Consider the following 22,191-nt stretch of genomic DNA (forward strand, 5'->3'; position numbering starts at 1 on the left):
GAACCTCAGCCCCCCAGTCCCTGTTCCTGTGCCTGTCCGTCGACCGGTCCGCCGCCGGGCTGCCCGCCTCCGACCGGCCCACCGCCGGGCGGCGCGGCCTGGGCCGGCCGCAGCGACTGCTGGAAGCGGCCCACGGCCGCGGCCGCCGCCCGCAGGTCGCACGGCGCGCTCCAGAGCAGCCAGCGCGCCTTCTCGTACCGCTCGATCACTTCCGGGTCCTCGGCGACACGCAGCCGTGCCGCCATCGCCTTGTACGCGTCCAGCCGCCCGCGCAGCTCCGCCCGGACGGCCAGCGGCTGGGTCACCTCGGTGAGCGACTGCCGGGCCCGGGCCAGCTCCTTGGCGGCCGCGTCCTCCAGCGCGTCCAGCAGCGGCGCCAGCCGGTGCCACTGGCCGCTCTGGCGCAACTCCAGGGCCAGCACGATCCGTTCGCGCAGTGCCGAGGCCGGCCCGGGCACCGCGGGCACCTCGGTGGCGGCTATCTTCGCCAGCACCTCGCCGCGCGCCCGGCGGGCCTCGGCCAGGGTGGCGTCGGCCCGTTGCAGCAGGTCGCCGACGCCCTGCAGCCGCTCCTCGGCGTCGTCGCGCAGCCGCAGCAGGTCCTCCAGCTCGACCCGGACGCCGTCCAGCGCCCGCCCGGCCCGGTCGAAGCGCTCGGTGTCCACCACCCCGGAAGGTGTGGCCAGCGCGGTGCCGTCCGGGCGGGTGCCGCGCTGGGCCGGCACCCGGGCCGGCCGCCAGAGCGCCAATGGGTCGCTGCGCACCTCGGTCCGCAGCTCCGTCAGATCGGCTTCCAGCCCGGCCAGGTCGTCGCCGAGCGGGTGGCTGCCGGCGTGCACGCCGAGTGAGCCGGCCAGCGTCTGCACCCGGCGCAGCTCGGCCAGCAGCAGGTCGATCCGGGCGGGCAGCGCCGACCAGACGGCGTCGGCGGCGCTGACCACCTCCAGCACGGTGGCGTACCACGCGTTCATCCGGGTCATCAGCTCGTCCAGGCTGACCCGCTCGACCAGCTTGGCGGGCGCGCCGAGCAGCTGCGGGCCGTCCGGGACGGCGCCGCCGGGCACGGTGACCGCCTCGCCGGTCAGCAGCTCGCTGAGCTCGGCGAGTTCGGCCGAGCCGGGCTTGGCCTTGCGGGCGCGGACCGCGCGGGCCGAGGCCAGCGCCTCCGAGTAGCGGTCGAACAGGGCCCAGAGCAGCGGCAGGCCCTGCCCGGCGACGGACCAGCGCTCGTGGGTGCGGCCGACCAGCCCGGCGCCGTCGAGCAGCCGCAGGCCCGGGTGGTCCTGGAGCGAGAGCAGTGCCGACTCGACCGCGTCGCGCTCGGCGCCGAGGCGCGCCAGCGCGCGGTCCACCTCCTCCCGGCTCAGTGCCGGGCCGGCCGAAGCTGCCAACGCCGTGTCTCCTTCGCTGTCCTGGTCTTCTCTGTCGTGCGTCTGTCCTGCGTGTCCTGCGTTGCCCCCGGTCCGCGTCAGGCCGGTGGTCCCCCGGCCCGTGCCGTGGGCCGGTCCGCCCCGACCCTAGCCTGCGATCTCGCGCCCGGACCGGGCCCGGTCGTCAAGGGGCCGTCAGGGCCGGGGCCGGTGCGGGCCACGCGGGTCAGCGCTGCGCCGGCCAGTAGTGGTCGGCGTCGTTCAGCATGTACGGCTTGAGCCAGCGGTCGTAGCCCGCCTGCCAGGCGCCGCTCGTGTGGTAGTCGGCGAGCACCTGGTTCACCCGGGCCGTCAGGTCGGTGCTGTTCTTGAGCATCGCGATGCCCATCACCGCGGGCCGGACCTCGCCGTCCACCACCCGGACGGTCTGGTCCTGGGCGGCCTGGCTGGCCGCGAGGCCGTCGTCGGTCATGGTCGCGTCGACCTTGCCGAGCTGCATCAGCACCAGGCAGTCGAGGTGGTTCTCCACCGAGACGATCTTCCCGACCTTCGGACGGGCTTTCAGCTCGTCCTCGGCCGAGGAGCTCGACGCCGCGCAGACGGTCTTGCCGTCCACCGCCTCGTCGATGCTCTTCGCGGGGGATGCCTTGGGCACCACGACGCGCTGGCTGGTCTTGAAGTACGGCTTGGAGAAGGCGACCTGCTGCAGGCGGTCACAGGTGATCGTCATGGTCCGGACGATCAGGTCGACCCGGCCCTCCTGGATGAAGCCGATCCGCTCCGCGGTGGGCACGGCCTTGAGCGTCACCTTGTCCGGGTCGCCCATGATCGCCGTGCCGATGGCCTTGGCGAGGTCGATGTCGAAGCCCTCGATCTGGCCCGTGTTGGGGTTGCGGGAGCCCCAGCGGTAGCTGTTCTGGTCGACGCCGATGACCAGGCTCCGCTTGGCCTTGATCGCCTTCACCGCCGGGCCGTCCTCGCTGCTCGGCGGCACGCTCTGGTTGGTGTCGCAGTCGGTGCCGGCCTGCTCCTGCTGCGGCGCCTGCGCCGGTTGGAGCGTCGCGGCGGCCGGCAGCACCGCGCCCTGGGGACCGCCCGTGCCGAGCGCCGCCGCGCAGGACGCCAGCAGCGCGACCGCCGCCACCGCCCGGGCCCGTACCGTTCCCTTGCCCATGGTGTCCGTCCCCCCTCTACCGGTACTCGGCCAGTCGCCGGCCGAGGCCGCGGACCGCCGCGGCGGCCGCCACCAGGGCCAGCACCGCCACCGCCGCGGCGGCGGTGCGCAGATCCCCGTCGGTGCCCTCGGCCGCCCGCTCGAACTGCTTCTGCTCGGTGTCGGCGGCCTGCGCGAGCCGCTGGTCGGCGGCGTTGAACGAGGCGTCGGCGGTCTTCGGCACGTCCGCCTCCTTGACCGTCACCGTGGCGTCCAGCGCGCCCTGGTAGTCCGCGTCGACGTTCTCCAGCTTGCTCGCCGCGACGTGCCGGTCGCGCCACTGCCGGTACTGCTGCTGCGCGTCGGCGATGGCGGCCCGGGCGTCCGCCGGGGCGAGCCGCAGGGCGTCCGGCAGGGTGCCGGTCTGCGCCCCCGCGGCGCCGTCCGAGCCGGTCATGTGCTCGGTGGTCTTGGTCCAGAGCTCGGCGTACTTGGTGGAGGAGCCGCGGGCGACGAAGTGCAGGTTCTCCGCCAGCCGGGCGGTCAGCACGTCGACCCGGGCCGCGTTCAGGGCCCGCAGCGGGGCCGCGCCGTTGCGCTCGCTGTCACGCAGGGCGGAGTCGGCGCCCGTGCCGGCGACGGTCAGCCAGAGCACGCCGGCCAGCACGGCCGCGGTCGCCCCGAGCAGCCCGATGTTGAAGACCCGGTTGGTCCGGCGGAAGAGCACGACCTGCACACAGACCAGCGCCGCCAAGGCCAGCACGCCCAGCCCGTACGCGGCCCACGGCACCGACCGGGCCTCGGCGTAGTCGGCCGCCAGCTCCTCGTTCTCGGCGGCGCTGAGCTGCGTGGCGGCCGGCAGCAGCACCGTGCGCATCTGGTCGGAGGCGTACCGCAGGTAGGCGCCGCCGAGCGGGAAGCCCTGCCGGTTGTCGGCCCGGGCGCTCTCCACCAGGCCGGCGTAGACCGGCACCTGCTGGTTGAGCGTGGCGAGCCAGCCCTGGGCGGGGGAGGAGGCGGTGGTGCGCGCGGCAGCCTCGGCGATCAGCCGGGAGGCCGTCGCGAGGTCCTGTTCGTAGCGGTCCCGGACGGACTTCGGCTCGGCACCCGCCAGCAGGAAGCCGGTGGCGGCCGTGGTGTCCGCGTCGGCCAGCGAACGGTGGATGTCGGCGGCCGCCTGGCTCAGCGGCTGGCGGTGCGAGACCACCCGCTCCGCGGCCTGCGCCCGGGAGTTGACCTGCCAGGCGGTGAGCGCGCCGAACGCGACGGTGACCACCACGAGCAGTGCCCCGGCCAACCGCAGCCGGCCCGGTGCCGTGCGGGTGGCCCGGCCGATCCCGGCCACCGGGCCGCGGCCGGTGGCCGCGGTGCCCGGCCGCGCCGGCACCACCGTGCCCGGCCCCTCCGTACGTACTGGTGTCGCCACCTGCCCCACCCTCCCCTGTGGCCCGGCCCGTCGTCCGGGGCCCGGCCGTTGCCAGCAGTATGGCCGTCGCTCCCCGCGGCCACACCCGACTTGCGCCGATCTTGAGCATCTCCGAGTGCCGTCCGAAGGGCACTCTCCGCGGGCACTCTCCCCGAGCACCGGTCCGAAGCACTGTCGCCGAGCACTGCCGGGCCCCCGGATGCGGGGCGGGCGGCGATCGGGTCGACGCGGGATGCACCCTATGCGGTTCCCCGGACAGCCGGAGGGGAGGGGTCCGGTTGTGTGTGTGATCGGCGGTCGGACGGGCGCTCGTCCGTACCATGGCGGTATGCGTCTGATGGGAACGATCTCCGCCGACCGCCCGCTCGTCGTCGTCGCCGTCCGGGAGGAGGCGGCCCACCTCGGTGACCGGCTGCCGGTGCTGCTCACCGGAATAGGGAAGGTCAACGCGGCCGCCGCGCTGGCCACCGTGCTGGCCCAGGGCGAGCACCCGTCCGAAATCCTCAACCTCGGCACCGCCGGCGCGCTGCGGCCCGGCTGGGAGGGCACCCACACGGTCACCCAGGTGATCCAGCACGACCTGGACAGCCCGGCCCTGTTCGAGCTCACCGGCCGCACCTACGGCGCCCCGCTGGTGGTCGGCAAGGGCGAGGGCCCGATCCTGGCCACCGGCGACCTCTTCGTCTCCTCCTCCGCCGCCCGCGACCGGCTGGCGGAGCACGCCGACCTGGTCGACATGGAGGGCTACGCGCTCGCCGCCGTCGCCCACCGGGCCGGGGTGCCCGTCCGGCTGGTCAAGCACGTCAGCGACGAGGCCGGCGACGGCGCCGGCCACACCTGGCGGGAGTCGGTCGACGACTGCTCCCGCCACCTCGCAAAATGGCTGCACGGGCAGGGTTGGTGACGCCACGTCAGTCAGGGGATCGTGGCTAGGCTGGCGGGCGTGACCGAGAACAGTGTCGCGCGCAAGCGCTCCGACGTCCGCCCGCCCGGCCTCAACGCCGACGAGCCGACCACCCTGCTCACCTTCCTCGACTACCTGCGAGAGGCCGTCCTCGGCAAGACGGACGGCCTCTCCGACGAGGACGCCCGCCGCCCCGGCGTCGCCTCCGGCACCAGCCTGCTCTGGCTGGTCCGGCACCTCACGGCGGTCGAACTCAACTGGTTCCTCTGGGCCTACCGCGGCGACGACGTCGAGCCCTGGGACGACGACGCCCCCTCGCCCGGCGACGAGACGGTGGCCGGGTCGGTCGCCGCCTACCGCGAGGCGATCGCCCGGGCCAACGAGGTCATCACGGCCGCGGCCGGTGACCTGGACCGCCCGGGCGTCCGCTCGCTGCGGCCCAACGCCCCGGCGCCGTCGATGCGTTGGCTGCTGGTCCACATGATCGAGGAGACCGGCCGGCACGCCGGCCACGCCGACATCATCCGCGAGCAGCTGGACGGCGCGGTCGGGCGGTGACGGGGGGCGGATGCATCCGTTCCTGACGGGCAGTGGAATACTCCCCCGCGCACCACGGCGCCGCTCGGACGGCACCGTGCGTTTTCACACAGGGGGAACAAGAGTTCATGTCATCGCCACGTATATCCATGCGGCGTGCCCGGGCCGCCGCCGGTGCGTCCGCGCTCACGCTGGCCCTGCTCGCCACCACGTCGGCGTGCGGGCCGGACAACAGTTCGGCGGACGCCGGCGCGGCGGTCAGTGCCGCGGCCGCCGCGCTGCCCACCAATCTCGAAGACCTGAAGAAGTGGAAGTTCGAGGACTGGGAGAAGTGGGCGAAGGACTACGCGCTCCCGGCCGCCGTCGAGGGGTACTGGACCCTCGACAGGCTCCTCCACGCCAAGCCGGACGACCTCGCGCCGCCCGCCGCGCCGCCTGCCCCGGCCTCCCAGGCTCCGGCCTCCCAGGCGCCGGCCGCCTCGCAGGCGCCGGCCACCTCGGCTCCGGCCTCGCAGGCTCCTGCCTCCAAGCCGCCGGCCACCTCGGCTCCGGCGTCCAAGCCGCCGGCCGGCCAGCCGTCGCAGCCCGCGCCGAAGCCGTCGAACACGCAGCAGCCGGCCTCCCAGGCGCCCGCACCGCCGGCTTCCCAGGCGCCCGCACCGCCGGCCTCCCAGGCCCCCGCGCCCCCGGCTTCGCAGGCCCCCGTGCCGCCGGCCTCCCAGGCGCCGCAGCAGCCCCCGGCCTCCCAGGCTCCCGCGCAGCCTCCGGCCCAGGCACCGCAGCAGCCCGGTGACAACGGCAACGACCCGGAGCCGAAGACCGTCAACGCGCAGCCGGTTCCGCACCCGTACACCAAGAACGTCGCGGCGTACGGAAAGATCATGTTCGCCGAGCCGGGGACGAAGGAGTTCAACCGCGTCTGCTCCGGCACCGTGGTGGCCGACCCGGCGCACCCGGGCAAGAGCAACCTCGTCTGGACCGCCGGCCACTGCGTCCACCAGGGCAAGGGCGGTTCGCCCTGGTCCAACGTCACCTTCATCCCCGCGTTCAACAGCAACGGCTCGGGCAGTGGCGGCAAGGCGGCCGACATGTCGCAGCTCGCCCCGTTCGGCACCTGGACGGCGACGCAGTACGTCACCTCCCCGGTGTGGAAGGCGGAGGGCGGCCAGACCGGCTCCGCGGCGACGCAGTACGACTTCGCGATCGTCAAGGTCAAGGCGAACAAGGACACCGGCAAGTCGCTGGAGGAGACGGTCGGCGGCGCGCTGCCCGTCTGGTTCAACGCCCCGCGTGACCAGCTGAGCATCACCGAGTACGGCTACCCCGCCGCGCCCCCGTACGACGGCAACGAGCTGCACCGCTGCGACAGCGGCAAGCCGAGCCGCATGTCCTGGGACCCGACCCGGCCGCCGATGCTCGCCATCGGCTGCACCATGACCGGCGGCTCCAGCGGTGGCGGCTGGGTGACCACCAAGGACGGCAAGCCCGTCCTGGTCAGCAACGTCTCCATCGGCCAGCACGACCGCGAGCCGAAGTTCCAGGCCGGTCCGTACCTGGACGACGTCGCCGCCGGCGCCTACGACTTCCTGTCGAAGAAGGGCTGAGCCCCGCCGCTCGACGACGACCGCCCCCGCACGGCTGCCGTGCGGGGGCGGTTCGCGTTCCGCTCCCGGTCGCTCCGGGAACGCGGCTACTCCTGGAAAGCGGCCAGGTCGAGCGCGTTCAGCCGCTCCGGGTCGGTCAGGACGTCGATCGCCACGATCGTGCCGTCCACCACGGTGAACGCCATGATCGAGGCCGGCTTGCCGTTGGCGCCGATCACCACGACCCCGGCGGCGCCGTTGATCAGCGCCGGGCGGGCGTACGGCGCGAGCGAGCGGTACGTGACCGCCTGGCTCGCCACCATCTCGGCGCCGGTGAGCACCACCGTCCGGAGACGGGCCCGGCCGACCCCGCCGTCGGCGCGCAGCACCACGTCGGGGTCGAGCACGGCGAGCAGCGCGTCCAGGTCGCCGGTGCGGGTGGCGGCGAAGAAGGCGTCGACGGCCACCCGCTGCCGGGCGAGGTCCCGGTCGGGCGCGGGCGCCTGCCCCTGCACCTTGCGGCGGGCCCGGCTGGCCAGCTGCCGGGTGGCGGCCGCGGTCTTCTCGATCAGCGGGGCGATCTCCTCGAACGGCACCGCGAACAGGTCGTGCAGCACGAACGCCACCCGCTCGGCCGGCGACAGCGACTCCAGCACCACCATCAGCGCCAGCCCGACCGAGTCGGCCAGCAGCACCTCCTGCTCCGGGTCGATCACGCCCTCGCGGGCGATCAGCGGATCGGGGATGCGCGACTCCAGCGAGTCCTCGCGCCGCTGCTCGCGCGAGCGCAGCAGGTTCAGGCAGACACGGCTGACCACCGTGGTCAGCCAGCCGCCGAGGTTCTCCACGTCGCTCGTGTCGGTGCGGTCGTACCGCAGCCAGGCCTCCTGGACGGCATCCTCGGACTCGCTGATCGAGCCGAGCATCCGGTACGCCACCGCGCGCAGATGCGGCCGGTGCTCCTCGAACAGCCCGGCCCGGTCCTCGGCCCGGCGCTCGCCCGAGAAGCCGGCCGGCAAAACTTTCTCGTCCACCGTGTCACATTCCTTCGTCGCCGCGGGTCATAGCTGCAGAACCACGAAGCTGCAGAACCACGAAACTAACGGCTGTGGCCGGGAGATCAACTTCCGGCCGGGACGAATCGGAGACGATCATGACGAACGCTCCCATCCTGGTGACCGGCGGCACCGGCACCCTCGGCGGCCACGTCCTCCCGCTGCTGCGGGCCGCCGGCCGCGACGTCCGGGTGCTCACCCGCAGCGCGCGACCGGCCGCGGACGGCGTCGCGTACGTGGCCGGCGACCTGCTCAAGGGCGAAGGGATCGAGGAGGCGGTGGCCGGCGTCTCGACCGTGCTGCACCTCGCCGGCGGCGCCAAGGGGGACGACGAGGCCACCAGGAACCTCGTACGCGCCGCGCAGCGGGCCGGGGTGGAGCACCTCGTCTACATCTCGGTGATCGGGGCGGACCGGCTGCCGCTCGGCTACTTCCGCTCCAAGCTGGGCGCCGAGCAGGCCGTCGCCGGCTCCGGTCTGCCGTACACCACGCTGCGGGCCGCCCAGTTCCACGACCTGGCGCTGAAGGTGGCGGCGGGGATGGCCAAGCTGCCGGTGGTCCCGGCCCCGGGCGGGATCCGCTGGCAGCCGGTCGACGCGCGCGAGGTGGCGGCGCGGCTGGTGGAGCTGGCGCTGGACGCGCCGGCCGGGCACGTCCCCGACCTGGCCGGGCCGACGGTCTACCCGATGGGCGAGCTGGTCCGCAGCTACCTCAAGGCGCGCGGCAAGAGCCGGCCGATGCTGCCGGTCCGCGTCCCCGGCAAGGTCGGCCGCGCCTACCGGGCGGGCGACAACCTGACCCTCAGGGGCGCCGAGACGGGCCGCCGGACCTGGGAGGCGTTCCTGGCCGAGCGGGCGGCCTGAACGCCGCGTCGGCGGGGCGGCCGGGCGGCCGGGCAGCCGGTGCCGGCCTGTCGGACACGGCACCTAGGCTGGCGGGCATGTCGCACTCACTGCTCGCCGCCGTCCGGGACACCGCGGCCGCCGAGGACTTCCTGCGCTGCACGGCGGACTTCGACCTCGGCGGCACCGAGCACGTGGAGGAGGTCGTGCTCGCCTCCGGTGACCGGCTGGAGCCGATCGGCGGGGACGGCGCCGGCGGCACCTACTTCTTCTGCGGGGAGGGCGGGGAGGAACGGCCCGTGCTCTACGCCGACTCCGAGGGCGGCGCCGCGGTGGTGGCGGTCGGACTCCCGGAGCTGCTGCGGCTGTTGCTGGCCGTCCCGTGGTGGCGGGACTGCCCGGGGTTCACCGCCGAGGAGAGTGCCGAGGCGGCCGGGTGGTACCTGGAGGACGAGCCGGGCCTGCTCGACGAGCGGGACGCGGCGGCCGCCGCCCTCGGGCTCGAACTCCCCACCGACGCCGAGGCGCTGGCCCGGCTCCGGTCGGTGGCCACCGGGCCCGGGCCGGGCCGCGACCTCGTGCTGCTCAACGCGGAGGAGGGCAACGCCTACGCCCCGCTCCTGCGCTGATCCGCCGGGTCAGCCGATCACCGCGGGCCGGGCGGCGTTCGCCGCCGCCACCACGGCCTCGGTGGTGACCACCTTGGCGAACCGCATCGCGTGCAGCACCGTGCTGGTGGCGCGGGCGAGTTCGGCGGCGGGGACGGTGACGCCGTCGGGACCCGTCATGTCGAAGGCGTGCATCGCGTCGGCCGGGAAGATCGCGTCGTAGCCGAGGTTGCCGGCCATCCGGGCCGTGGTCTCGTTGCAGACGTTGGTGATGATCCCGACGATGACCACCTGCCGGGCGCCCCGCTCCTGGAGCCAGGCGTGCAGGTCGGGCGTGCCGTAGAAGGCGCTGTTGACCTGCTTGGTGATGTGCAGGTCGGACTTGGCCGCCGCCACGAAGTCCTTGAGTTCGTACCCCGGGGTGCCCGGCACGAGCGGGCCGCCCTTGGAGGCGTGCTGCACCGTCACGATCGGCCGTCCGGTGCTCTCCCAGGCGTCGATGAGCTCGCCGATCCGCTGCTCGGCCCGGGGGTTGTCGCGCTCGCCCCAGAACGCGTAGTCCTCGAAGCCCTTCTGGACGTCGATGACGACGAGGACGGCGTCGGGGTCGAGGGTGAGGGGGGCGTCGAAGGCGCTGGTGTTGGTCATGCGTCCATCGTGCTGCGCCCCGGGGACCCTTCGTGATGGGCGCTGCCGCCACCCGTCGATAGTTTTCTGCCATGCGGATTGTGGGTTGCCTGATCTTCGAGGGTGTCCGGGCGTTCGACTACGCGGTGATCGGGGAGGTGTGGTCGAACCGGCTGACCCGGCCCGGGCTGCCGCGCTTCGAGCTGCGGGTCTGCGGGCCGGAGGGGTCGCGGGTGCGGTTGGGCGGCGGGCTGGAGCGGGTGCCGGACTTCGGGCTGGAGGCGCTGCCGGAGTGCGATCTGATCATCGTGCCGGGGATGGAGATGAACGAGCCGCGCGACCCGGCCGTCCTCGCCGCGCTGCGCGCCGCGCACGAGCGGGGCGTCACCATCGCCTCGCTCTGCGCGGGCGCGTTCGTCCTCGCCGAGGCCGGTCTGCTGGACGGCCGCACCGCCACCACGCACTGGGCGCTCGCCGGGGAACTGGCCCGCCGCTTCCCGGAGGTGGAGGTCCGCCCGGAGGTGCTGTTCACCGGTGAGGGCGACCTCTGGACGTCCGCCGGGGTGGCGGCCGGGATCGACCTCTGCCTGCACCTGGTCCGCGCCGCCCACGGCCAGCAGGCCGCCGCCACCATCGCCCGCGCCATGGTCACCGCGCCCTTCCGGACCGGCGGCCAGGCCCAGTTCATCCCCTCCCCGGTCCCGGACGACGCCGTGGACGACACGCTGGCCCGCGCCCGCGCCGAGATCCTGGCCGCGCTGGACACCCCGTGGACGGTCCGCCGGATGGCCGGGGTGGCGCTGATGTCGGAACGCTCCTTCGCCCGCCGCTTCGTCGAGGCGACCGGCACGACGCCGCTGCGCTGGCTGCTGGAGCAGCGGGTGCTCGCCGCCCAACGCCTGCTGGAGGAGACGGACCTGCCGGTGGACGCCGTCGCCGTCCGCTGCGGCTTCGGCTCGGCGGTGTCGCTGCGGCCCGCCTTCGTCTCCCGGGTGGGCGTGGCGCCGCGCGAGTACCGGCGGACCTTCCGGGGGCGGGCCGGTTAGGGCTTGCCCCTAGCGGATCGTCCCTCCCGGCGGCCGGGCGCTCACCGGCGCACTGCGATCCATGCGCGGGGCCAGCCCGTCCAGCAGGTTGGCCAGGCCGAACTCGAACAGGGCGTCCAGCTCCATGTCGTAGCCGTCCGGCAGCTCCGCCACCAGCCGGCTGAACACCGGGAACCGGCCCGAGGCGGCGAGCGCGCGGAGGGTGGGGAGCTGGCCGTCCATCCACTGGTCCTCGTCGACGCCCGTGGCGGCCCGGGCCTGGGCCTCCCGCTCCAGGTGGACGGCGATGCCCTCGACGTAGCTGTACAGCAGCACATGGATCTGCAGCACGTCCGGCGTGGAGAGGCCGTGGCCGTCCAGCGCGGAGAGCGACCACTCGGCGTGTGTCATCAGGTTGGGCAGCAGCAGCGGCCGGGTGACCGGGCTGATCTGGGCCAGCCAGGGGTGACGGCGGAACACCGCCCACAGCGTCCGGGCGCCCAGCTCCAGGCGGGCCCGCCAGCCGGCGGGCGGTTCGGCGGGGTAGGTGCCATCGCCGAAGGCCGCGTCGGCCGCCAGCAGGACCAGCTCCTCCTTGCTGGTGACATGGCGGTACGGGGACATCGCGGAGACCCCGAGCCGGGCCGCGACGGCGCGCATCGAGAGCGTGGCCAGCCCCTCGGTGTCGGCCAGCTCCAGGGCCGCCCGGATGATCCGATCCCGGCTCAACTCACCCTCGGGAGGAGCGGGTTGGGTCGGCCTGGTGGAGGCGTGGGCGAAAGTCGGGGCGGGCGCCCGGGCGGGCACCTGGGCGGGGCCCGGGGTGGGGTTCGCCACGACGGTGCCGACGCGCGGGAGGGCCTCCACCAGGCCCTCCAGGCGCAGCACGGTGAGCGCCTTGGTGGCGGTGGCCAGGGCGACGCCCCAGTCCTGGGCGATCCGCCGGGTCGAGGGCACGCGCTCGCCGGGGGCCAGCTCCCCGGTGGTGATGCGCCGTCGCAGGTCGGCGGCGATGCGCTGGAAGGGCGGGTCCGTCTCCGGTGCCATGCTGTCGAACTCCTCGGAAGATATTTTTTCACCACTGCCGGTCCTGTACTAGATCAGACGCCATCAGCGTGGATGTCTGTCACGAGCCTTCTGTACTAGCTCAGATGAGCCCATTCGGCGCTGGTGTGGATCTTGCGGCGGCCTGAATTTACGTCGTACATTCATCATGCTTACAGCGTACAGACACGCCGGCCCAGGCGCAGCAGTCCGGAGACGGCCGCACAGTGGCGGCCGTACCGGCATGGCAACGGGGGAGACTCGCATGAAGACCGTCCTCATCTCCGGCGGCGGCATCGCCGGCAACGCACTCGCGTTCTGGCTGCACCGCCAGGGCTTCGCCCCGACCGTCGTCGAGATCGCCCCCGCCCCGCGCAGCGGCGGCCAGGCGGTCGACATCCGGGGCGTCGCCCTCGGCGTGATCGAGCGGATGGGCCTGACCGGGCAGGTCCGCGCCGTCCGCACCCGGATGCGTGGCATGTCCGTCCTCGACCCCGACGGCAAGGAGGTGCACCGCTCCGTCGAGGCCACCTTCAGCAGCGGCCGGCTGGACAGCGACGACGTCGAGCTGCTCCGCGAGGACCTCGTCGCGATCCTGCACGAACACACGGCCGGCGACGTCGAGTTCATCCACGGCGACACCGTCACCGCCCTCCACGAGGACGAGCACGGCGTCCACGTCACCTTCGCCCACGGCGGGCCCCGCACCTTCGACCTGGTGGTCGGCGCCGACGGCCTGCACTCCCGGGTCCGCAGGCTGGCCTTCGGCCCGGAGGAGCAGTTCCTGCACCACCTCGGCACCCACCTCGCCATCTTCAGCGCCGACAACTTCCTCGACCTGGAGGACTGGCAGGTCTGGCACCGCGACGGCGACGCCGGCTACGGCATCTACCCGGTGCGCGGCAACAGCGAGCTGAGGATCGTCTTCGGCTACGGCAACCAGGACCCCGCCGTCCGGGACACCGAGCGGACCAGGCAGCTGGTCGCCGAGCGGATGGCGGCGCTGCGCTGGGAGACGCCCCGGATGCTGGAGGCGCTGCACCGCGCCCCCGACTTCTACGCCGACGCGATGGCCCAGATCCACCTCGACCACTGGTCCACCGGCCGGACCGTCCTGCTCGGCGACGCCGGCTACTGCGCCTCGCCGCTCTCCGGTCAGGGCACCAGCCTCGCCCTGGTCGGCGCCTACCTGCTGGCCGACGAACTCGGCCGCGCCCGGGCCGCCGGCGAGGGCCACCGTGCGGCGTACGAGCGGTACGAGGAGCGGATGCGCCCCTTCGTCACCCTCAATCAGGCGCTCGCCACCGAGAACCCCGGCGGCCCGGCGGCAGAGGAGTCGGTCGAGCGGGCCAAGAACGCCATCGAGCTCGACCGCTGAGCAGATGGCTACCCAGGCCGCGTACGCCGCGCCCGACCCCGGCCCCGGCGTCACCGCCCGAGCAGGCGTCTGCCCTTCCACCCGCAGGACACCGTCGACTCCGAGACCCTCGTCCACGGTGACCACTGGGCCGAGTGGCTCGCCACGGACTGCCCCGCCCTCCTGGTGGCCGGCAGCCGGATGCCCTGCCTGGACGCCGACCTGGCCGAGGCGATGGCGGACCGGCGACCCCACACCCGGCTCGTCTTCCTCGACACCGACCACTTCGCCCACGACGGCGACCCGGCCGGCTTCGGCAAGGCCGTCCGCGAGTTCCTCGCCACGCTCGCCTGACGTACCGCCCCCGTGTCCGGGCGGCGCCCCCACGGCCCATGGCGGGCGTGGCGGTACCGGCCGGACACGGCCCACAAATTGACCCATCATTTCTGCAAATAACTGCACCATAGAGCGGGTCGTTCCGGCGCCTAGAGTCGTAGACACAAGGCCACGGCGGAGCGCCGGAGCAGCCGCAAGACCAGGGAGAACACTGTGAACACCAGCACGAACACCGCCGCGCTGAAGCCCGTCCTGACCCGCGCCGCCGAGGCCGAGACCACCAGCGACCCGAGCAGCGTCATGACCCTGCTCGCCGACTGCGGCACCGACGGCAGCCCGATCACCAGCTACCGCTCCACCTTCGCCAAGGGCGCGGTCGGCGCCCCCGCCCACTTCCACACCCGCGCCTCGGAGCTGTTCTTCGTCATCGGCGGCGCGCTCCAGGTGCTGGTGGACGACGAGGTGAAGACGCTGCACGAGGGCGACTTCCTGCTCGTCCCCCCGCACACCCCGCACGCCTTCGCGGCGGCGCCCGGCTCCGAGGCCGACGTGCTGTTCACCTTCACCCCCGGCATGCCCCGCTTCGACTACCTGCGCCTGCTCGGCCGGGTGATGCGCGGCGAGGCGAGCCCGCAGGAGATCAAGGACTCCTCCGAGCAGTACGACAACCACTACGTCGACAGCCCGCTGTGGCGCGCCACCCTGGAGGCGGCGGCCAAGTAACGGACGGGGTGCGCCCGCCGGTCAGGGGTGGGCGAACGCCGTGCCGGCGAGGGCGACGTGCACCGCGGTGCCGCCCAGGATGCTCAGCACGGCGTTGCGCCGCCCCCCGGGCGCGGGTCAGCAGTTGCAGTGCCACTCGTGGTCGAGCGGCGGAGTCCGGTCCGGCACGGGCGTGGGGTTGACGGTGCGTGGGGCGGTCGCGGGGTGGACGGTCCGGCCGGCCTTGAGGGTCTCGGCGACCTCGATGTGCTGGATCTCCTCCGGGTCGACCGTCACCGGGTTGGCGCTGAGGATCACCAGGTCGGCGAGCTTGCCGACCTCGATGCTGCCCTTGCGGTCCTGCTCGTCGTACTGCTGGGCGGCGTTGATCGTGATCGAGCGGACGGCGTCCAGGGCGGACACGCACTGCTCCGGCCCGAGGACGACCTTGTCGGTGCGGGTGCGCCGGGTGACCTGGCTGGACAGGATGGCGATCGAGTTGGGCAGCGCCACCGGGGCGTCGTGGTGCGAGGTGTAGGCCATCCGCCGGTCGAGCGCCCAGCGAGCGGGGGAGATGTTCGCGGCCCGCTCCTCGCCGAGGACGGTCTTCCGGTACCAGTCCCCCCAGTAGAACGTGTGCATGGAGAAGAACGACGGGATGATCCGGAGCAGCGCGAACTCGTTGATCTGGTCCTCGCGGGCGGTCTGCGCGTGGATCGCGACCGTGCGGCGGTCGCCCGGCCCGGCCTCCGCCGTGGCGGCCCTGACCGCGCCGATGAACTGGTCGATCGAGGCGTCCCCGTTGACGTGCGCGAGCACCTGCCAGCCCTTGGCGTACGCCGTGAGCACCTGCTTGAGAACGACGGCGTCGTCCTTGACGGCCGGGTAGCCGCAGTAGTCGTCCGGCTCGTTCCCCGGCGGCGTCTTGTACGGCTTGCTGAGCCAGGCCGTGCGCCCCTGCGGCGAACCGTCGAGGAACATCTTCACGCCCGCCGCCCGCACGCCGTTGACGTACTCCGGGCTCGCGCCGACCGGGTCCGTGCCCGGGTCCTTCTCCAGGGCGGCCGTGGCCTGGTCGGCGCGCGCGTAGGCGACGACGTCGATCTCGAACGGTACGGCGGCGGCGATCTCCCGCAGCGCGCCCAGGTTCGTCAGGGTGGCGCCGCCCTCCTGGACGGTGGTGAAGCCGAACGCGGCCGCCGATGCCGCGCCCTTGCCGAACAGCCCGAGCTGCGCGGCCATCGGGAGGCCCGCCAGCGCCGTGTCCGAGGCGGGGGAGAAGGCCGCCTCCTCCAGCACCCCGTTCGGCTCGCCGTGGGGCTCGGCGATGACGTCCTCCCACCGGCGGATGACCCCGCCCTCCGGGTCCTTGCGGTTCGAGTCGTAGCCGAGCGCCTCCAGCCCGAGGCTGTTGACCGCCCCGAGGTGGAAGGACTGGTGGATCGCCAGCACCGGCCGGGAGGTGGAGACCTCGTCCAGGTCCTTCCGGGTGGGGTGCTGCTTCTCCGTCAGCATCGCGTCGTCGTAGCCGAACCCGACGATCCACTCCGACTCCTGCCCGACGTCGGTGTCCGCCCAGTCGCGCAGCTTCTGCTGCAGCGAGGCGATGGTGGTGACGTCGCCGTCCGGAGCGGCCAGCAGATTGGCGATGGTGGCCTGGAGACCGATGCCGCCGAGGTGGCCGTGGGCGTCGATGAACCCGGGGAGCAGCGCCCGGCCTTCGAGGTCGCGCACCTTCGTCCGGAGGCCGCCCCAGCGGTCGACGGCCTCGGCGTGGTCGCCGACGAAGACGATGACGCCGTCCTTGACCGCCACCGCCTCGGCGGTGGGCGGCTCGGCGACGGTCACGATCTCGCCGCCGTGGAGGATGAGGTCGGCCTCCTCGTACGGTGCCGGAGTCTCCGGTGTCGTGTGCTGCTGATCGGCCATGGTGGGGCCCCCTTGCCAATGGATACGTTCGGTGCTGGTGGGGCTACCCAAGGTGATCGCGTTCAACCTGGTGGATCCCGAAAGCGCGGCGGCGGTGCGGCGCGGTCGGCGGGGCCGGTAGGGCCGGCGGGGCCGGTCGGCGGGGTGGCAGCCCTCAGCGCCGCCACCCCGCCCGGGACTTTGCGTCGGACGGGGTATCGGCGCGTGAAGGGCGATCAGTTGAGCCAAACCCCACCTTGGGGGGAACGTGGCGCGGAAAGGGCGGGGAAGTGCGCCGGGCGGCGCCCGCCGATCAGACGGCGAGGACCTCCGGGGCCTGACCGGAACCGAGCTCGGTGAAGCCCGGAGCCGGGGCGATCAGCGCCCACACGAACTTGCCGGCCCCACCCGCGCGTGGACAGCAACCCCACCGCTCGGCAAGCTCGTTGACGAGAAGGAGGCCGCGCCCGCTCTCGTCGTCGGCGGACGAGGGGCGGACCGTCGGTCGCCCGCCGCCCGCGTCGTGGACCTCGATCCGGAGGCGGTCCGTGATCAGCGCGAACCGGATCTCGATCATCCGGTCCGGCGGCGCGTCACTGTGCCGGACCGCGTTGGCGAACAGCTCGCCGAGCAGCAACTCGGCGATGTCCGCGTACCGTTCGCCCCTCGGCATCCCGGCCAGGTACGCGCGCAGCATCAGGCGCGCGAGCGGGGTGGACCCGGGCCGGGAGTCGAGCCGGGCCGCGAACTCACGTGGCCGGCGGGGGTCGGGGTGGAGCGGCCAGCGGTTGGCGCAGTTCTTGGGCATGGCGTGGCTACCTCCTGGGGGATGGGGGAGTGGAACGGGCTCGCAGGAAGGCGCGCGGAATCACGCTGTGCAAGCAAAGGATTGCGTTCCGGTGTCAATCATCGGGGTGCGGAGATACGGTGACGACCGATCCGGAGTACCGGTCACGTGCAGCACGTGAGGGGAGACGACGTGTCACACCGGCGAGCGAAGCAGGGGCCAACGGCAAGCTCGGCCGTGATGTTCGGCGAAGAGCTGCGGTTCTACCGGGAGATGCTCGGCTACACGCAGGAGGAGTTGGGCAAGCTCCTGCACTGCAACCGGACGAACATCACCCGCTACGAGAGCGGCAAGCGCCGGATGCCGATCGACTCGGTGGAGGATGCGGACCGGGTGCTCGGCACGGGCGGCCTGCTGAAGCGGCTCTGGGAGCGGGTCGACTGGGATGCGGAGATCGAGCACCCGGACTGGTTCCGGGACCACGCGGACATGGAAGCCGAGGCGGTCGCCGTCAGGGTCTTCCAGTACGGCTACATGCATGGGCTGCTGCAGTGCCAGGAGTATGCGCGGGCCATGTTCGCGGCCGGTGACGACGCTGGGAACCTCGACCTCATCGAGGAGCGGACGGCGGCGAGACTGGCCCGGCAGGAGCGCTTCCTGGTGCAGGACGGCCCGCTGCTGCTTGCCGTCCTCGATGAGAGCTCCATCCGATCGGTCGTCGGTGGACCGAAGGTGATGTGCCGCCAGATGGAACACCTGTTGCGAGTCATGGAGCTCCCGAACGTCCTCGTTCAGGTTGCTCCGTTCACATCCCGCTCCGCGATCATCAACACGTCGATGGTGCTCCTGGAAATGCCTGACGGGCAGCGGTGGGTCTACTCGGAGAGCCTCGATCGAGGCTTTCCGAGCGACGTTCCGGCCATCGTCTCGGGCCACCACCGCACCTATGATCGGCTGCGCGGCGACATTCTCTCGATGAGGGACACGCGCGCGCTGATCATCGATGCGCTGGAAGGGTTCAGGGATGACGAGGAACGAGCTCGCCGCAGCCGTCTGGCTCAAGAGCAGCTACAGCGGAACCAACGGCGGCGACTGCATCGAGGTGGCCCCCGGATTCCGCGGCGTCGTCCCGGTGCGTGACTCCAAGGACCCGCAGGGCCCAGCCCTCCTCTTCCCCGCTGTCGCATGGCAGTCCTTCGTCGCCGCCCTTCGGGCAGGCGACTTCCCCGGCTGACCGGTCAACTACGGTCACGAACGATCCCGCTCGACGGCTTTCGACCAGTACCGGTCCCGTGCTGGTGCAGTGAGTAACCGAACCGTTACCTTCACTGACTGTGCACGGATGACCCCTGTTCGACTCGACCGAGGCGGTAGGCATGGCACAGAACCCCCGTATCGACGTTGCGTTCACCCTCCGGGAAGGCGGCGCGGAGCCCACCCGGGACGAACTGGCGGAACTCGCCGGCTCCCTCAAGCCCGAGATCTGGTTCTCCACCCCGCTCTCCGACGCCGAACCGGGCGAGGGCGGGCGCGAGCCCGACGTCACCTGGGACCTCTCCGGTGCTCCGTACAAGGGGCAGGTCGCGACGGGCAAGGCGGCGGTCTACCTCGCCAACTCGAAGTTCGGCCTCAACCGGCCCTTCATCTTCGCGGACGGGTTCAACTACGGCGAGAGCGACCTCCCCGGGCTGTTCGCGTACTTCAACACGCCTTACGGCAACAAGCAGGGCCTCTTCGACCAGCTGCTCAGCAGCGGCTTCGACGTGATCGTGCTCGGCTTCACCGAGCGGCACACCCACATCCAGGCCAACGCCGAGGTCGCGATCGCCGCGATCCGCCGGGTGATCCAGGAGCGCAAGAGCGACATCCCGCTGACCGTCGGCGGGGTGAGCATGGGCGGCATCATCACCCGCTACGCGCTCGCCAAGATGGAGACCGAGGACTCCGACCACCAGACCGCCACCTACCTCTCCTACGACTCCCCGCACAACGGCGCCTGGATCCCGCTGATCCTCCAGCAGATGGCGTACTTCTTCGAGGACTTCACCCCCGCCGGGCCCGACGGCGTCAAGCAGGCCGAGCTGATCCGGAGCCCCGCCGCGCAGCAGCTGCTCTGGGCCTGGGTGGAGAACTCCAAGTACTCGGGCGAGGTGGCCACCGCCAGTGAGCTGCGCGGGGAGTTCCTGCGGGACCTCGCCGCCGTCGGCAACTTTCCGCAGCGCCCGCTCAAGCTCGGCGTCTCCAACGGCCGGCGTGACGGCGTCGGCCGCCCGCTGCCGGCCGGTGAGGTGGCCTTCGACTGGCAGGCACTGGTCGCCAGCGCCACCGCCCGGTTCCAGGCGGACAAGGGCGAGAAGAAGCCGATCGGCGGCATGCACCTCGGCCTGGCGCTGCGCCGCAGCACCACCACCGAGGTCCCGGCGCTGGACGGCGCGCCCGGTGGCACCCTGGAGTCCTTCGGCCTGGTCGCGGACGCGCTGAAGGCGAAGATCGCCCACGAGTACCGCAGCGGCGCCTTCGTGCCGTCGGTCAGTGCGGCGGCGCTGGACTTCGACCCGGTGAAGTGGGACGTCAACCTGAACCTCTCCATCACCGGCGCCGACCTCGAGCGCGGACACCTGGACGAGGTCGCGTTCGACGACGACAACCACCCGCACAGCCTGGTCTCCGGAGTCCTGATCGACTGGATCGTGGAGCACCTCGCCGGCTGACCCCGCCGCCTGCCGAAACCGGTTCGGAGCACCCCCGCGCATGGGCTACGATTTACCTCATCACCCAGATGCGCGGGTGGCGGAATAGGCAGACGCGCTGGATTCAGGTTCCAGTGCCCGAAAGGGCGTGGGGGTTCAACTCCCCCCTCGCGCACAGAGAAGTACCGACGAAACGGTGCCTCCCCAGTGACGGAAGTCGCTGTGGGAGGCACCGTTTCGTCGTTTGTTCGCCTGCGGGAACCTTCGCTCAAGAACTGACACCCCACCCGCACCGTACGGCGTCGCACGACGCCGCGCACCGGCTGCCCGCCCCCGCCAGGAGCGGGCGGCCGTCGTCGTTCCCGCGGTGATGTGCTCGACCCGCTGTGGGCACACGTCTGACGGCCCGGTATTTTCGCGCGGAGCGCGGATCCCGGCGTGCCCGGCCTGACCGGGCCGCTGGAGCCGGAGGCCGGCCGCCGGTGCTCGGGCGAGGCCGACCTCCGGCGGGGTGGTCGCGTCGGCCGTGAGCCGGTGCCGGCGGCCCGAGCCGCCGCCCCTGCCGTCGGGGCACGGTCGGACCGCCACCGCCCGGCCGGGAGGCCTCAGTTCAGGAACGCCGCCGTGGTCGCGACGAACCGCCCGGGGTCGTCCACCCAGGGGTTGTGGCCCGCGCCGGGCTGCTCGACGTACGTGGCGTCGGGGAACAGGGCGGCGAACTCGGCCATCGCCGGCGGCGGGCTGTTGAGGTCGAACTCCCCGGCGAGCACGAGGACGGCGCCCTCCCAGGCGGCGAGCGCCGCACGGGTGGCCTCCGGGGCGAAGGCGCCGTCCGAGCCGAAGACGCCGACCACCTCCGGGTTGGTCGGGAGGGTGGTCACCTGGTGGCGTTGCGCCGCCTCGTCCCACCGGCCGTAGCCGAAGGGGGCGATGGCCTCCCAGTCGCTGCCCGTGCCCGCGGCGATCGCCTGCAGCGCGGCGGACGCGGCCGGGTACCACGGCTCGCCCGCCCGCAGCCGGGCGGTCTCCTGCCGGGTCTCGCCGCTGATGGCGATGCCGACGGCCCGGGTGCTGGGGGTGATCAGGGCGAGCCGGCCGACGTGCTCCGGGTGCCGCGCCACGTACTGGGCCGCCAGGTTGGCGCCGGCGCAGTGGGCGAGCAGGTCGATCCGGGGGAGCCCGAGGTGGGTGCGGAGCGCCTCGACGTCCTCGACCATGCGGTCGCAGCGGTAGGAGGAGGGGTCGGCCGGCACCGCGGACCGGCCGGTGCCGCGCGGGTCCAGTACGAGCAGCCGGCGGTGCGCGGAGAGGCCGCCGAGCTCGCCGAGGTAGGCGGAGTCCGTGGGGCCGCCGGGGAGGCAGACGAGCGGCTCGCCCTCCCCGTGCACACGGTAGGAGAGCAGGGTGCCGTCGGGCGCGGAGAAGGTGGGCATGGCGTGGATCATGTCAGCGGCCTTCCCCGCCGGACAAGCGGATCCGGTCGGCGCCGTGTCCTATGCTGATCTCCGATTCAAGATCAACGGGGGATGTGCACGCCATGCTGACGGACTCTCTGCGCCGGACCATGCCACCGCTGGCCGCGCTCGCCGCGCTGGCCCTGGCGCTGACCGGCTGCGGGCCGGACAACAACGAGCAGCCGGCCTCGAACGGGAAGGGCGCGGGAACGTACGCCGACCCGTTCCCGTTGAAGTCGCCGGCCGACGCGACGGTGGCGGGGTACCTGAACGACAGGATCCAGGTGAGCGTCACCCCGGTCTCCGTCGTCAAGGGCGACAAGGCCGAGGTGGAGAAGCTCGGCATCGGGCTTCTCGCCGGAAAGACGCCGTACTACGTCACCGCCACCTACACCCACAAGGGCGGCCCGGAGGACATCGGCGCCTACGCCGCCAAGCTCTCGCTGCACTCGGACGCCGAGCACGCCTACCAGAACGCGCCGGCCTGGGGTGTCGACTTCCCGCCCTGCCAGGAGGGCAGCGACGCCGCCCGCAAGCTGACCCCGGGCAAGACCGTCACGACCTGCGAGATCTTCCTCGTGCCGGAGACCGTCCAGCCGGTCTTCGTCGCCTACAAGGGCGACGAGAAGGCCACCGCCGAGGTGGTCTGGAAGATCGGCTGACCGTAGGCCGGGCTTTCGTCGGCCGTGCCGCCCGGAGGTCGTCGCACGTGCCCTCGTCGGCGCCGGCGAAACCGATCGCGGATCGGACGGTGGACGGACCCGGCTCCACGGTGGAGACGCG

At 73.0% G+C, this 22,191-nt stretch carries 22 protein-coding genes and 1 tRNA gene; 14 read left to right on the forward strand and 9 right to left on the reverse strand.

All coding sequences use genetic code 11. The features are described from left to right. Nucleotides 1-5: 5 nt before the first annotated feature. The 3 genes from ACZ5WK_RS13170 to ACZ5WK_RS13180 form a co-directional block, all read right to left on the reverse strand. Nucleotides 6-1,391 carry a hypothetical protein gene (locus ACZ5WK_RS13170; protein ID WP_465547435.1) on the reverse strand — a complete coding sequence of 462 codons (1,386 nt, stop codon included), beginning with the start codon at nucleotides 1,389-1,391 and terminating at the stop codon, nucleotides 6-8. Between the two features lie 205 nt (nucleotides 1,392-1,596). Continuing rightward, a complete protein-coding gene (locus ACZ5WK_RS13175; protein WP_465547436.1) occupies nucleotides 1,597-2,544 on the reverse strand; it encodes a glutamate ABC transporter substrate-binding protein in 948 nt (315 codons plus the stop codon). Nucleotides 2,545-2,560: 16 nt separating this feature from the next. Continuing rightward, the gene (locus ACZ5WK_RS13180; protein WP_465547437.1) at nucleotides 2,561-3,949 is read right to left on the reverse strand and encodes a hypothetical protein; all 1,389 of its coding nucleotides are present in this window, start codon (nucleotides 3,947-3,949) and stop codon (nucleotides 2,561-2,563) included. Nucleotides 3,950-4,277: 328 nt separating this feature from the next. Here ACZ5WK_RS13180 and ACZ5WK_RS13185 point away from each other — a divergent pair, with 328 nt between their 5' ends. From ACZ5WK_RS13185 to ACZ5WK_RS13195, 3 genes are all read left to right on the forward strand, one after another. Beyond that, a complete protein-coding gene (locus ACZ5WK_RS13185) occupies nucleotides 4,278-4,853 on the forward strand; it encodes a nucleosidase (protein ID WP_396325016.1) in 576 nt (191 codons plus the stop codon). A 39-nt stretch (nucleotides 4,854-4,892) separates the two neighbouring features. Continuing rightward, complete coding sequence (locus ACZ5WK_RS13190; RefSeq protein ID WP_465547438.1) at nucleotides 4,893-5,411, forward strand: DinB family protein; 519 nt, start codon at nucleotides 4,893-4,895, stop codon at nucleotides 5,409-5,411. 107 nt (nucleotides 5,412-5,518) lie between these two features. Continuing rightward, nucleotides 5,519-6,994, forward strand: coding sequence for a trypsin-like serine peptidase (locus tag ACZ5WK_RS13195; protein ID WP_465547439.1), 1,476 nt, complete (start codon nucleotides 5,519-5,521; stop codon nucleotides 6,992-6,994). An 86-nt stretch (nucleotides 6,995-7,080) separates the two neighbouring features. Here the strand turns inward: ACZ5WK_RS13195 and sigJ are convergent, their stop codons facing one another. Further along, nucleotides 7,081-7,992 carry an RNA polymerase sigma factor SigJ gene (gene sigJ / locus ACZ5WK_RS13200; protein ID WP_465547533.1) on the reverse strand — a complete coding sequence of 304 codons (912 nt, stop codon included), beginning with the start codon at nucleotides 7,990-7,992 and terminating at the stop codon, nucleotides 7,081-7,083. 134 nt (nucleotides 7,993-8,126) lie between these two features. On the opposite strand from sigJ, the gene ACZ5WK_RS13205 reads away from it, so the two are divergent. Together ACZ5WK_RS13205 and ACZ5WK_RS13210 are read left to right on the forward strand one after the other, a co-directional pair. Further along, on the forward strand, nucleotides 8,127-8,891 hold the full coding sequence (locus ACZ5WK_RS13205) for an SDR family oxidoreductase (RefSeq protein ID WP_465547440.1): 765 nt from the start codon (nucleotides 8,127-8,129) through the stop codon (nucleotides 8,889-8,891). Nucleotides 8,892-8,968: 77 nt separating this feature from the next. Continuing rightward, nucleotides 8,969-9,499: a hypothetical protein gene (locus ACZ5WK_RS13210; RefSeq protein ID WP_465547441.1), complete on the forward strand. Its 531-nt coding sequence runs from the start codon at nucleotides 8,969-8,971 to the stop codon at nucleotides 9,497-9,499. Between the two features lie 9 nt (nucleotides 9,500-9,508). On the opposite strand, the gene ACZ5WK_RS13215 is transcribed toward ACZ5WK_RS13210, so the two are convergent. After that, nucleotides 9,509-10,126, reverse strand: coding sequence for a cysteine hydrolase family protein (locus ACZ5WK_RS13215; protein WP_465547442.1), 618 nt, complete (start codon nucleotides 10,124-10,126; stop codon nucleotides 9,509-9,511). Between the two features lie 71 nt (nucleotides 10,127-10,197). Between ACZ5WK_RS13215 and ACZ5WK_RS13220 the strand changes: the two genes are divergently transcribed. Continuing rightward, on the forward strand, nucleotides 10,198-11,151 hold the full coding sequence (locus ACZ5WK_RS13220; protein ID WP_465547443.1) for a GlxA family transcriptional regulator: 954 nt from the start codon (nucleotides 10,198-10,200) through the stop codon (nucleotides 11,149-11,151). Between the two features lie 9 nt (nucleotides 11,152-11,160). Here ACZ5WK_RS13220 and ACZ5WK_RS13225 read toward each other — a convergent pair whose 3' ends face one another. Continuing rightward, complete coding sequence (locus ACZ5WK_RS13225; protein WP_465547444.1) at nucleotides 11,161-12,177, reverse strand: TetR/AcrR family transcriptional regulator C-terminal domain-containing protein; 1,017 nt, start codon at nucleotides 12,175-12,177, stop codon at nucleotides 11,161-11,163. A 262-nt stretch (nucleotides 12,178-12,439) separates the two neighbouring features. On the opposite strand from ACZ5WK_RS13225, the gene ACZ5WK_RS13230 reads away from it, so the two are divergent. The 3 genes from ACZ5WK_RS13230 to ACZ5WK_RS13240 all read left to right on the forward strand — a co-directional run bounded on the left by ACZ5WK_RS13230 (nucleotide 12,440) and on the right by ACZ5WK_RS13240 (nucleotide 14,590). Beyond that, entirely contained in the window at nucleotides 12,440-13,552 is a 1,113-nt protein-coding gene (locus ACZ5WK_RS13230) for an FAD-dependent monooxygenase (protein ID WP_465547445.1), read from the forward strand. A gap of 180 nt (nucleotides 13,553-13,732) precedes the next feature. Continuing rightward, nucleotides 13,733-13,885: an alpha/beta fold hydrolase gene (locus ACZ5WK_RS13235; RefSeq protein WP_465547446.1), complete on the forward strand. Its 153-nt coding sequence runs from the start codon at nucleotides 13,733-13,735 to the stop codon at nucleotides 13,883-13,885. Between the two features lie 195 nt (nucleotides 13,886-14,080). Next, complete coding sequence (locus tag ACZ5WK_RS13240) at nucleotides 14,081-14,590, forward strand: cupin domain-containing protein (RefSeq protein WP_396325026.1); 510 nt, start codon at nucleotides 14,081-14,083, stop codon at nucleotides 14,588-14,590. A gap of 117 nt (nucleotides 14,591-14,707) precedes the next feature. Here the strand turns inward: ACZ5WK_RS13240 and ACZ5WK_RS13245 are convergent, their stop codons facing one another. Continuing rightward, complete coding sequence (locus ACZ5WK_RS13245) at nucleotides 14,708-16,498, reverse strand: amidohydrolase (RefSeq protein ID WP_465547447.1); 1,791 nt, start codon at nucleotides 16,496-16,498, stop codon at nucleotides 14,708-14,710. Between the two features lie 292 nt (nucleotides 16,499-16,790). Then, a complete protein-coding gene (locus ACZ5WK_RS13250; RefSeq protein WP_465547448.1) occupies nucleotides 16,791-17,285 on the reverse strand; it encodes an ATP-binding protein in 495 nt (164 codons plus the stop codon). A 219-nt stretch (nucleotides 17,286-17,504) separates the two neighbouring features. Here ACZ5WK_RS13250 and ACZ5WK_RS13255 point away from each other — a divergent pair, with 219 nt between their 5' ends. The 4 genes from ACZ5WK_RS13255 (at nucleotide 17,505) to ACZ5WK_RS13270 (ending at nucleotide 20,129) form a co-directional block, all read left to right on the forward strand. Continuing rightward, a complete protein-coding gene (locus ACZ5WK_RS13255) occupies nucleotides 17,505-18,404 on the forward strand; it encodes a helix-turn-helix domain-containing protein (RefSeq protein WP_465547449.1) in 900 nt (299 codons plus the stop codon). Further along, the gene (locus ACZ5WK_RS13260) at nucleotides 18,367-18,498 is read left to right on the forward strand and encodes a DUF397 domain-containing protein (RefSeq protein WP_465547450.1); all 132 of its coding nucleotides are present in this window, start codon (nucleotides 18,367-18,369) and stop codon (nucleotides 18,496-18,498) included. The genes ACZ5WK_RS13255 and ACZ5WK_RS13260 overlap by 38 nt, the downstream gene beginning before the upstream one ends. A 142-nt stretch (nucleotides 18,499-18,640) precedes the next feature. Beyond that, nucleotides 18,641-19,975 carry a lipase family protein gene (locus ACZ5WK_RS13265; protein WP_465547451.1) on the forward strand — a complete coding sequence of 445 codons (1,335 nt, stop codon included), beginning with the start codon at nucleotides 18,641-18,643 and terminating at the stop codon, nucleotides 19,973-19,975. A 70-nt stretch (nucleotides 19,976-20,045) separates the two neighbouring features. Then, nucleotides 20,046-20,129: transfer RNA gene (locus ACZ5WK_RS13270), tRNA-Leu, on the forward strand. A 430-nt stretch (nucleotides 20,130-20,559) separates the two neighbouring features. Here ACZ5WK_RS13270 and ACZ5WK_RS13275 read toward each other — a convergent pair. Beyond that, nucleotides 20,560-21,387 carry an alpha/beta fold hydrolase gene (locus ACZ5WK_RS13275; RefSeq protein WP_465547452.1) on the reverse strand — a complete coding sequence of 276 codons (828 nt, stop codon included), beginning with the start codon at nucleotides 21,385-21,387 and terminating at the stop codon, nucleotides 20,560-20,562. A 104-nt stretch (nucleotides 21,388-21,491) separates the two neighbouring features. On the opposite strand from ACZ5WK_RS13275, the gene ACZ5WK_RS13280 reads away from it, so the two are divergent. After that, nucleotides 21,492-22,070 carry a hypothetical protein gene (locus ACZ5WK_RS13280; protein WP_465547453.1) on the forward strand — a complete coding sequence of 193 codons (579 nt, stop codon included), beginning with the start codon at nucleotides 21,492-21,494 and terminating at the stop codon, nucleotides 22,068-22,070. Nucleotides 22,071-22,191: the final 121 nt, after the last annotated feature.

The sequence above is a fragment of the Kitasatospora sp. NPDC032757 genome (genome assembly GCF_055579305.1).

What these genes read in the sequence shown, in the direction of transcription:
- ACZ5WK_RS13175 (WP_465547436.1), bottom strand. Translation starts at nt 2,544, where the DNA reads ATGGGCAAGGGAACGGTACGGGCCCGGGCGGTGGCGGCGGTCGCGCTG.
- ACZ5WK_RS13185 (WP_396325016.1), top strand. Translation starts at nt 4,278, where the DNA reads ATGCGTCTGATGGGAACGATCTCCGCCGACCGCCCGCTCGTCGTCGTC.
- ACZ5WK_RS13195 (WP_465547439.1), top strand. Translation starts at nt 5,519, where the DNA reads ATGTCATCGCCACGTATATCCATGCGGCGTGCCCGGGCCGCCGCCGGT.
- ACZ5WK_RS13205 (WP_465547440.1), top strand. Translation starts at nt 8,127, where the DNA reads ATGACGAACGCTCCCATCCTGGTGACCGGCGGCACCGGCACCCTCGGC.
- ACZ5WK_RS13210 (WP_465547441.1), top strand. Translation starts at nt 8,969, where the DNA reads ATGTCGCACTCACTGCTCGCCGCCGTCCGGGACACCGCGGCCGCCGAG.
- ACZ5WK_RS13215 (WP_465547442.1), bottom strand. Translation starts at nt 10,126, where the DNA reads ATGACCAACACCAGCGCCTTCGACGCCCCCCTCACCCTCGACCCCGAC.
- ACZ5WK_RS13220 (WP_465547443.1), top strand. Translation starts at nt 10,198, where the DNA reads ATGCGGATTGTGGGTTGCCTGATCTTCGAGGGTGTCCGGGCGTTCGAC.
- ACZ5WK_RS13225 (WP_465547444.1), bottom strand. Translation starts at nt 12,177, where the DNA reads ATGGCACCGGAGACGGACCCGCCCTTCCAGCGCATCGCCGCCGACCTG.
- ACZ5WK_RS13230 (WP_465547445.1), top strand. Translation starts at nt 12,440, where the DNA reads ATGAAGACCGTCCTCATCTCCGGCGGCGGCATCGCCGGCAACGCACTC.
- ACZ5WK_RS13235 (WP_465547446.1), top strand. Translation starts at nt 13,733, where the DNA reads ATGCCCTGCCTGGACGCCGACCTGGCCGAGGCGATGGCGGACCGGCGA.
- ACZ5WK_RS13245 (WP_465547447.1), bottom strand. Translation starts at nt 16,498, where the DNA reads ATGGCCGATCAGCAGCACACGACACCGGAGACTCCGGCACCGTACGAG.
- ACZ5WK_RS13250 (WP_465547448.1), bottom strand. Translation starts at nt 17,285, where the DNA reads ATGCCCAAGAACTGCGCCAACCGCTGGCCGCTCCACCCCGACCCCCGC.
- ACZ5WK_RS13255 (WP_465547449.1), top strand. Translation starts at nt 17,505, where the DNA reads ATGTTCGGCGAAGAGCTGCGGTTCTACCGGGAGATGCTCGGCTACACG.
- ACZ5WK_RS13265 (WP_465547451.1), top strand. Translation starts at nt 18,641, where the DNA reads ATGGCACAGAACCCCCGTATCGACGTTGCGTTCACCCTCCGGGAAGGC.
- ACZ5WK_RS13275 (WP_465547452.1), bottom strand. Translation starts at nt 21,387, where the DNA reads ATGCCCACCTTCTCCGCGCCCGACGGCACCCTGCTCTCCTACCGTGTG.
- ACZ5WK_RS13280 (WP_465547453.1), top strand. Translation starts at nt 21,492, where the DNA reads ATGCTGACGGACTCTCTGCGCCGGACCATGCCACCGCTGGCCGCGCTC.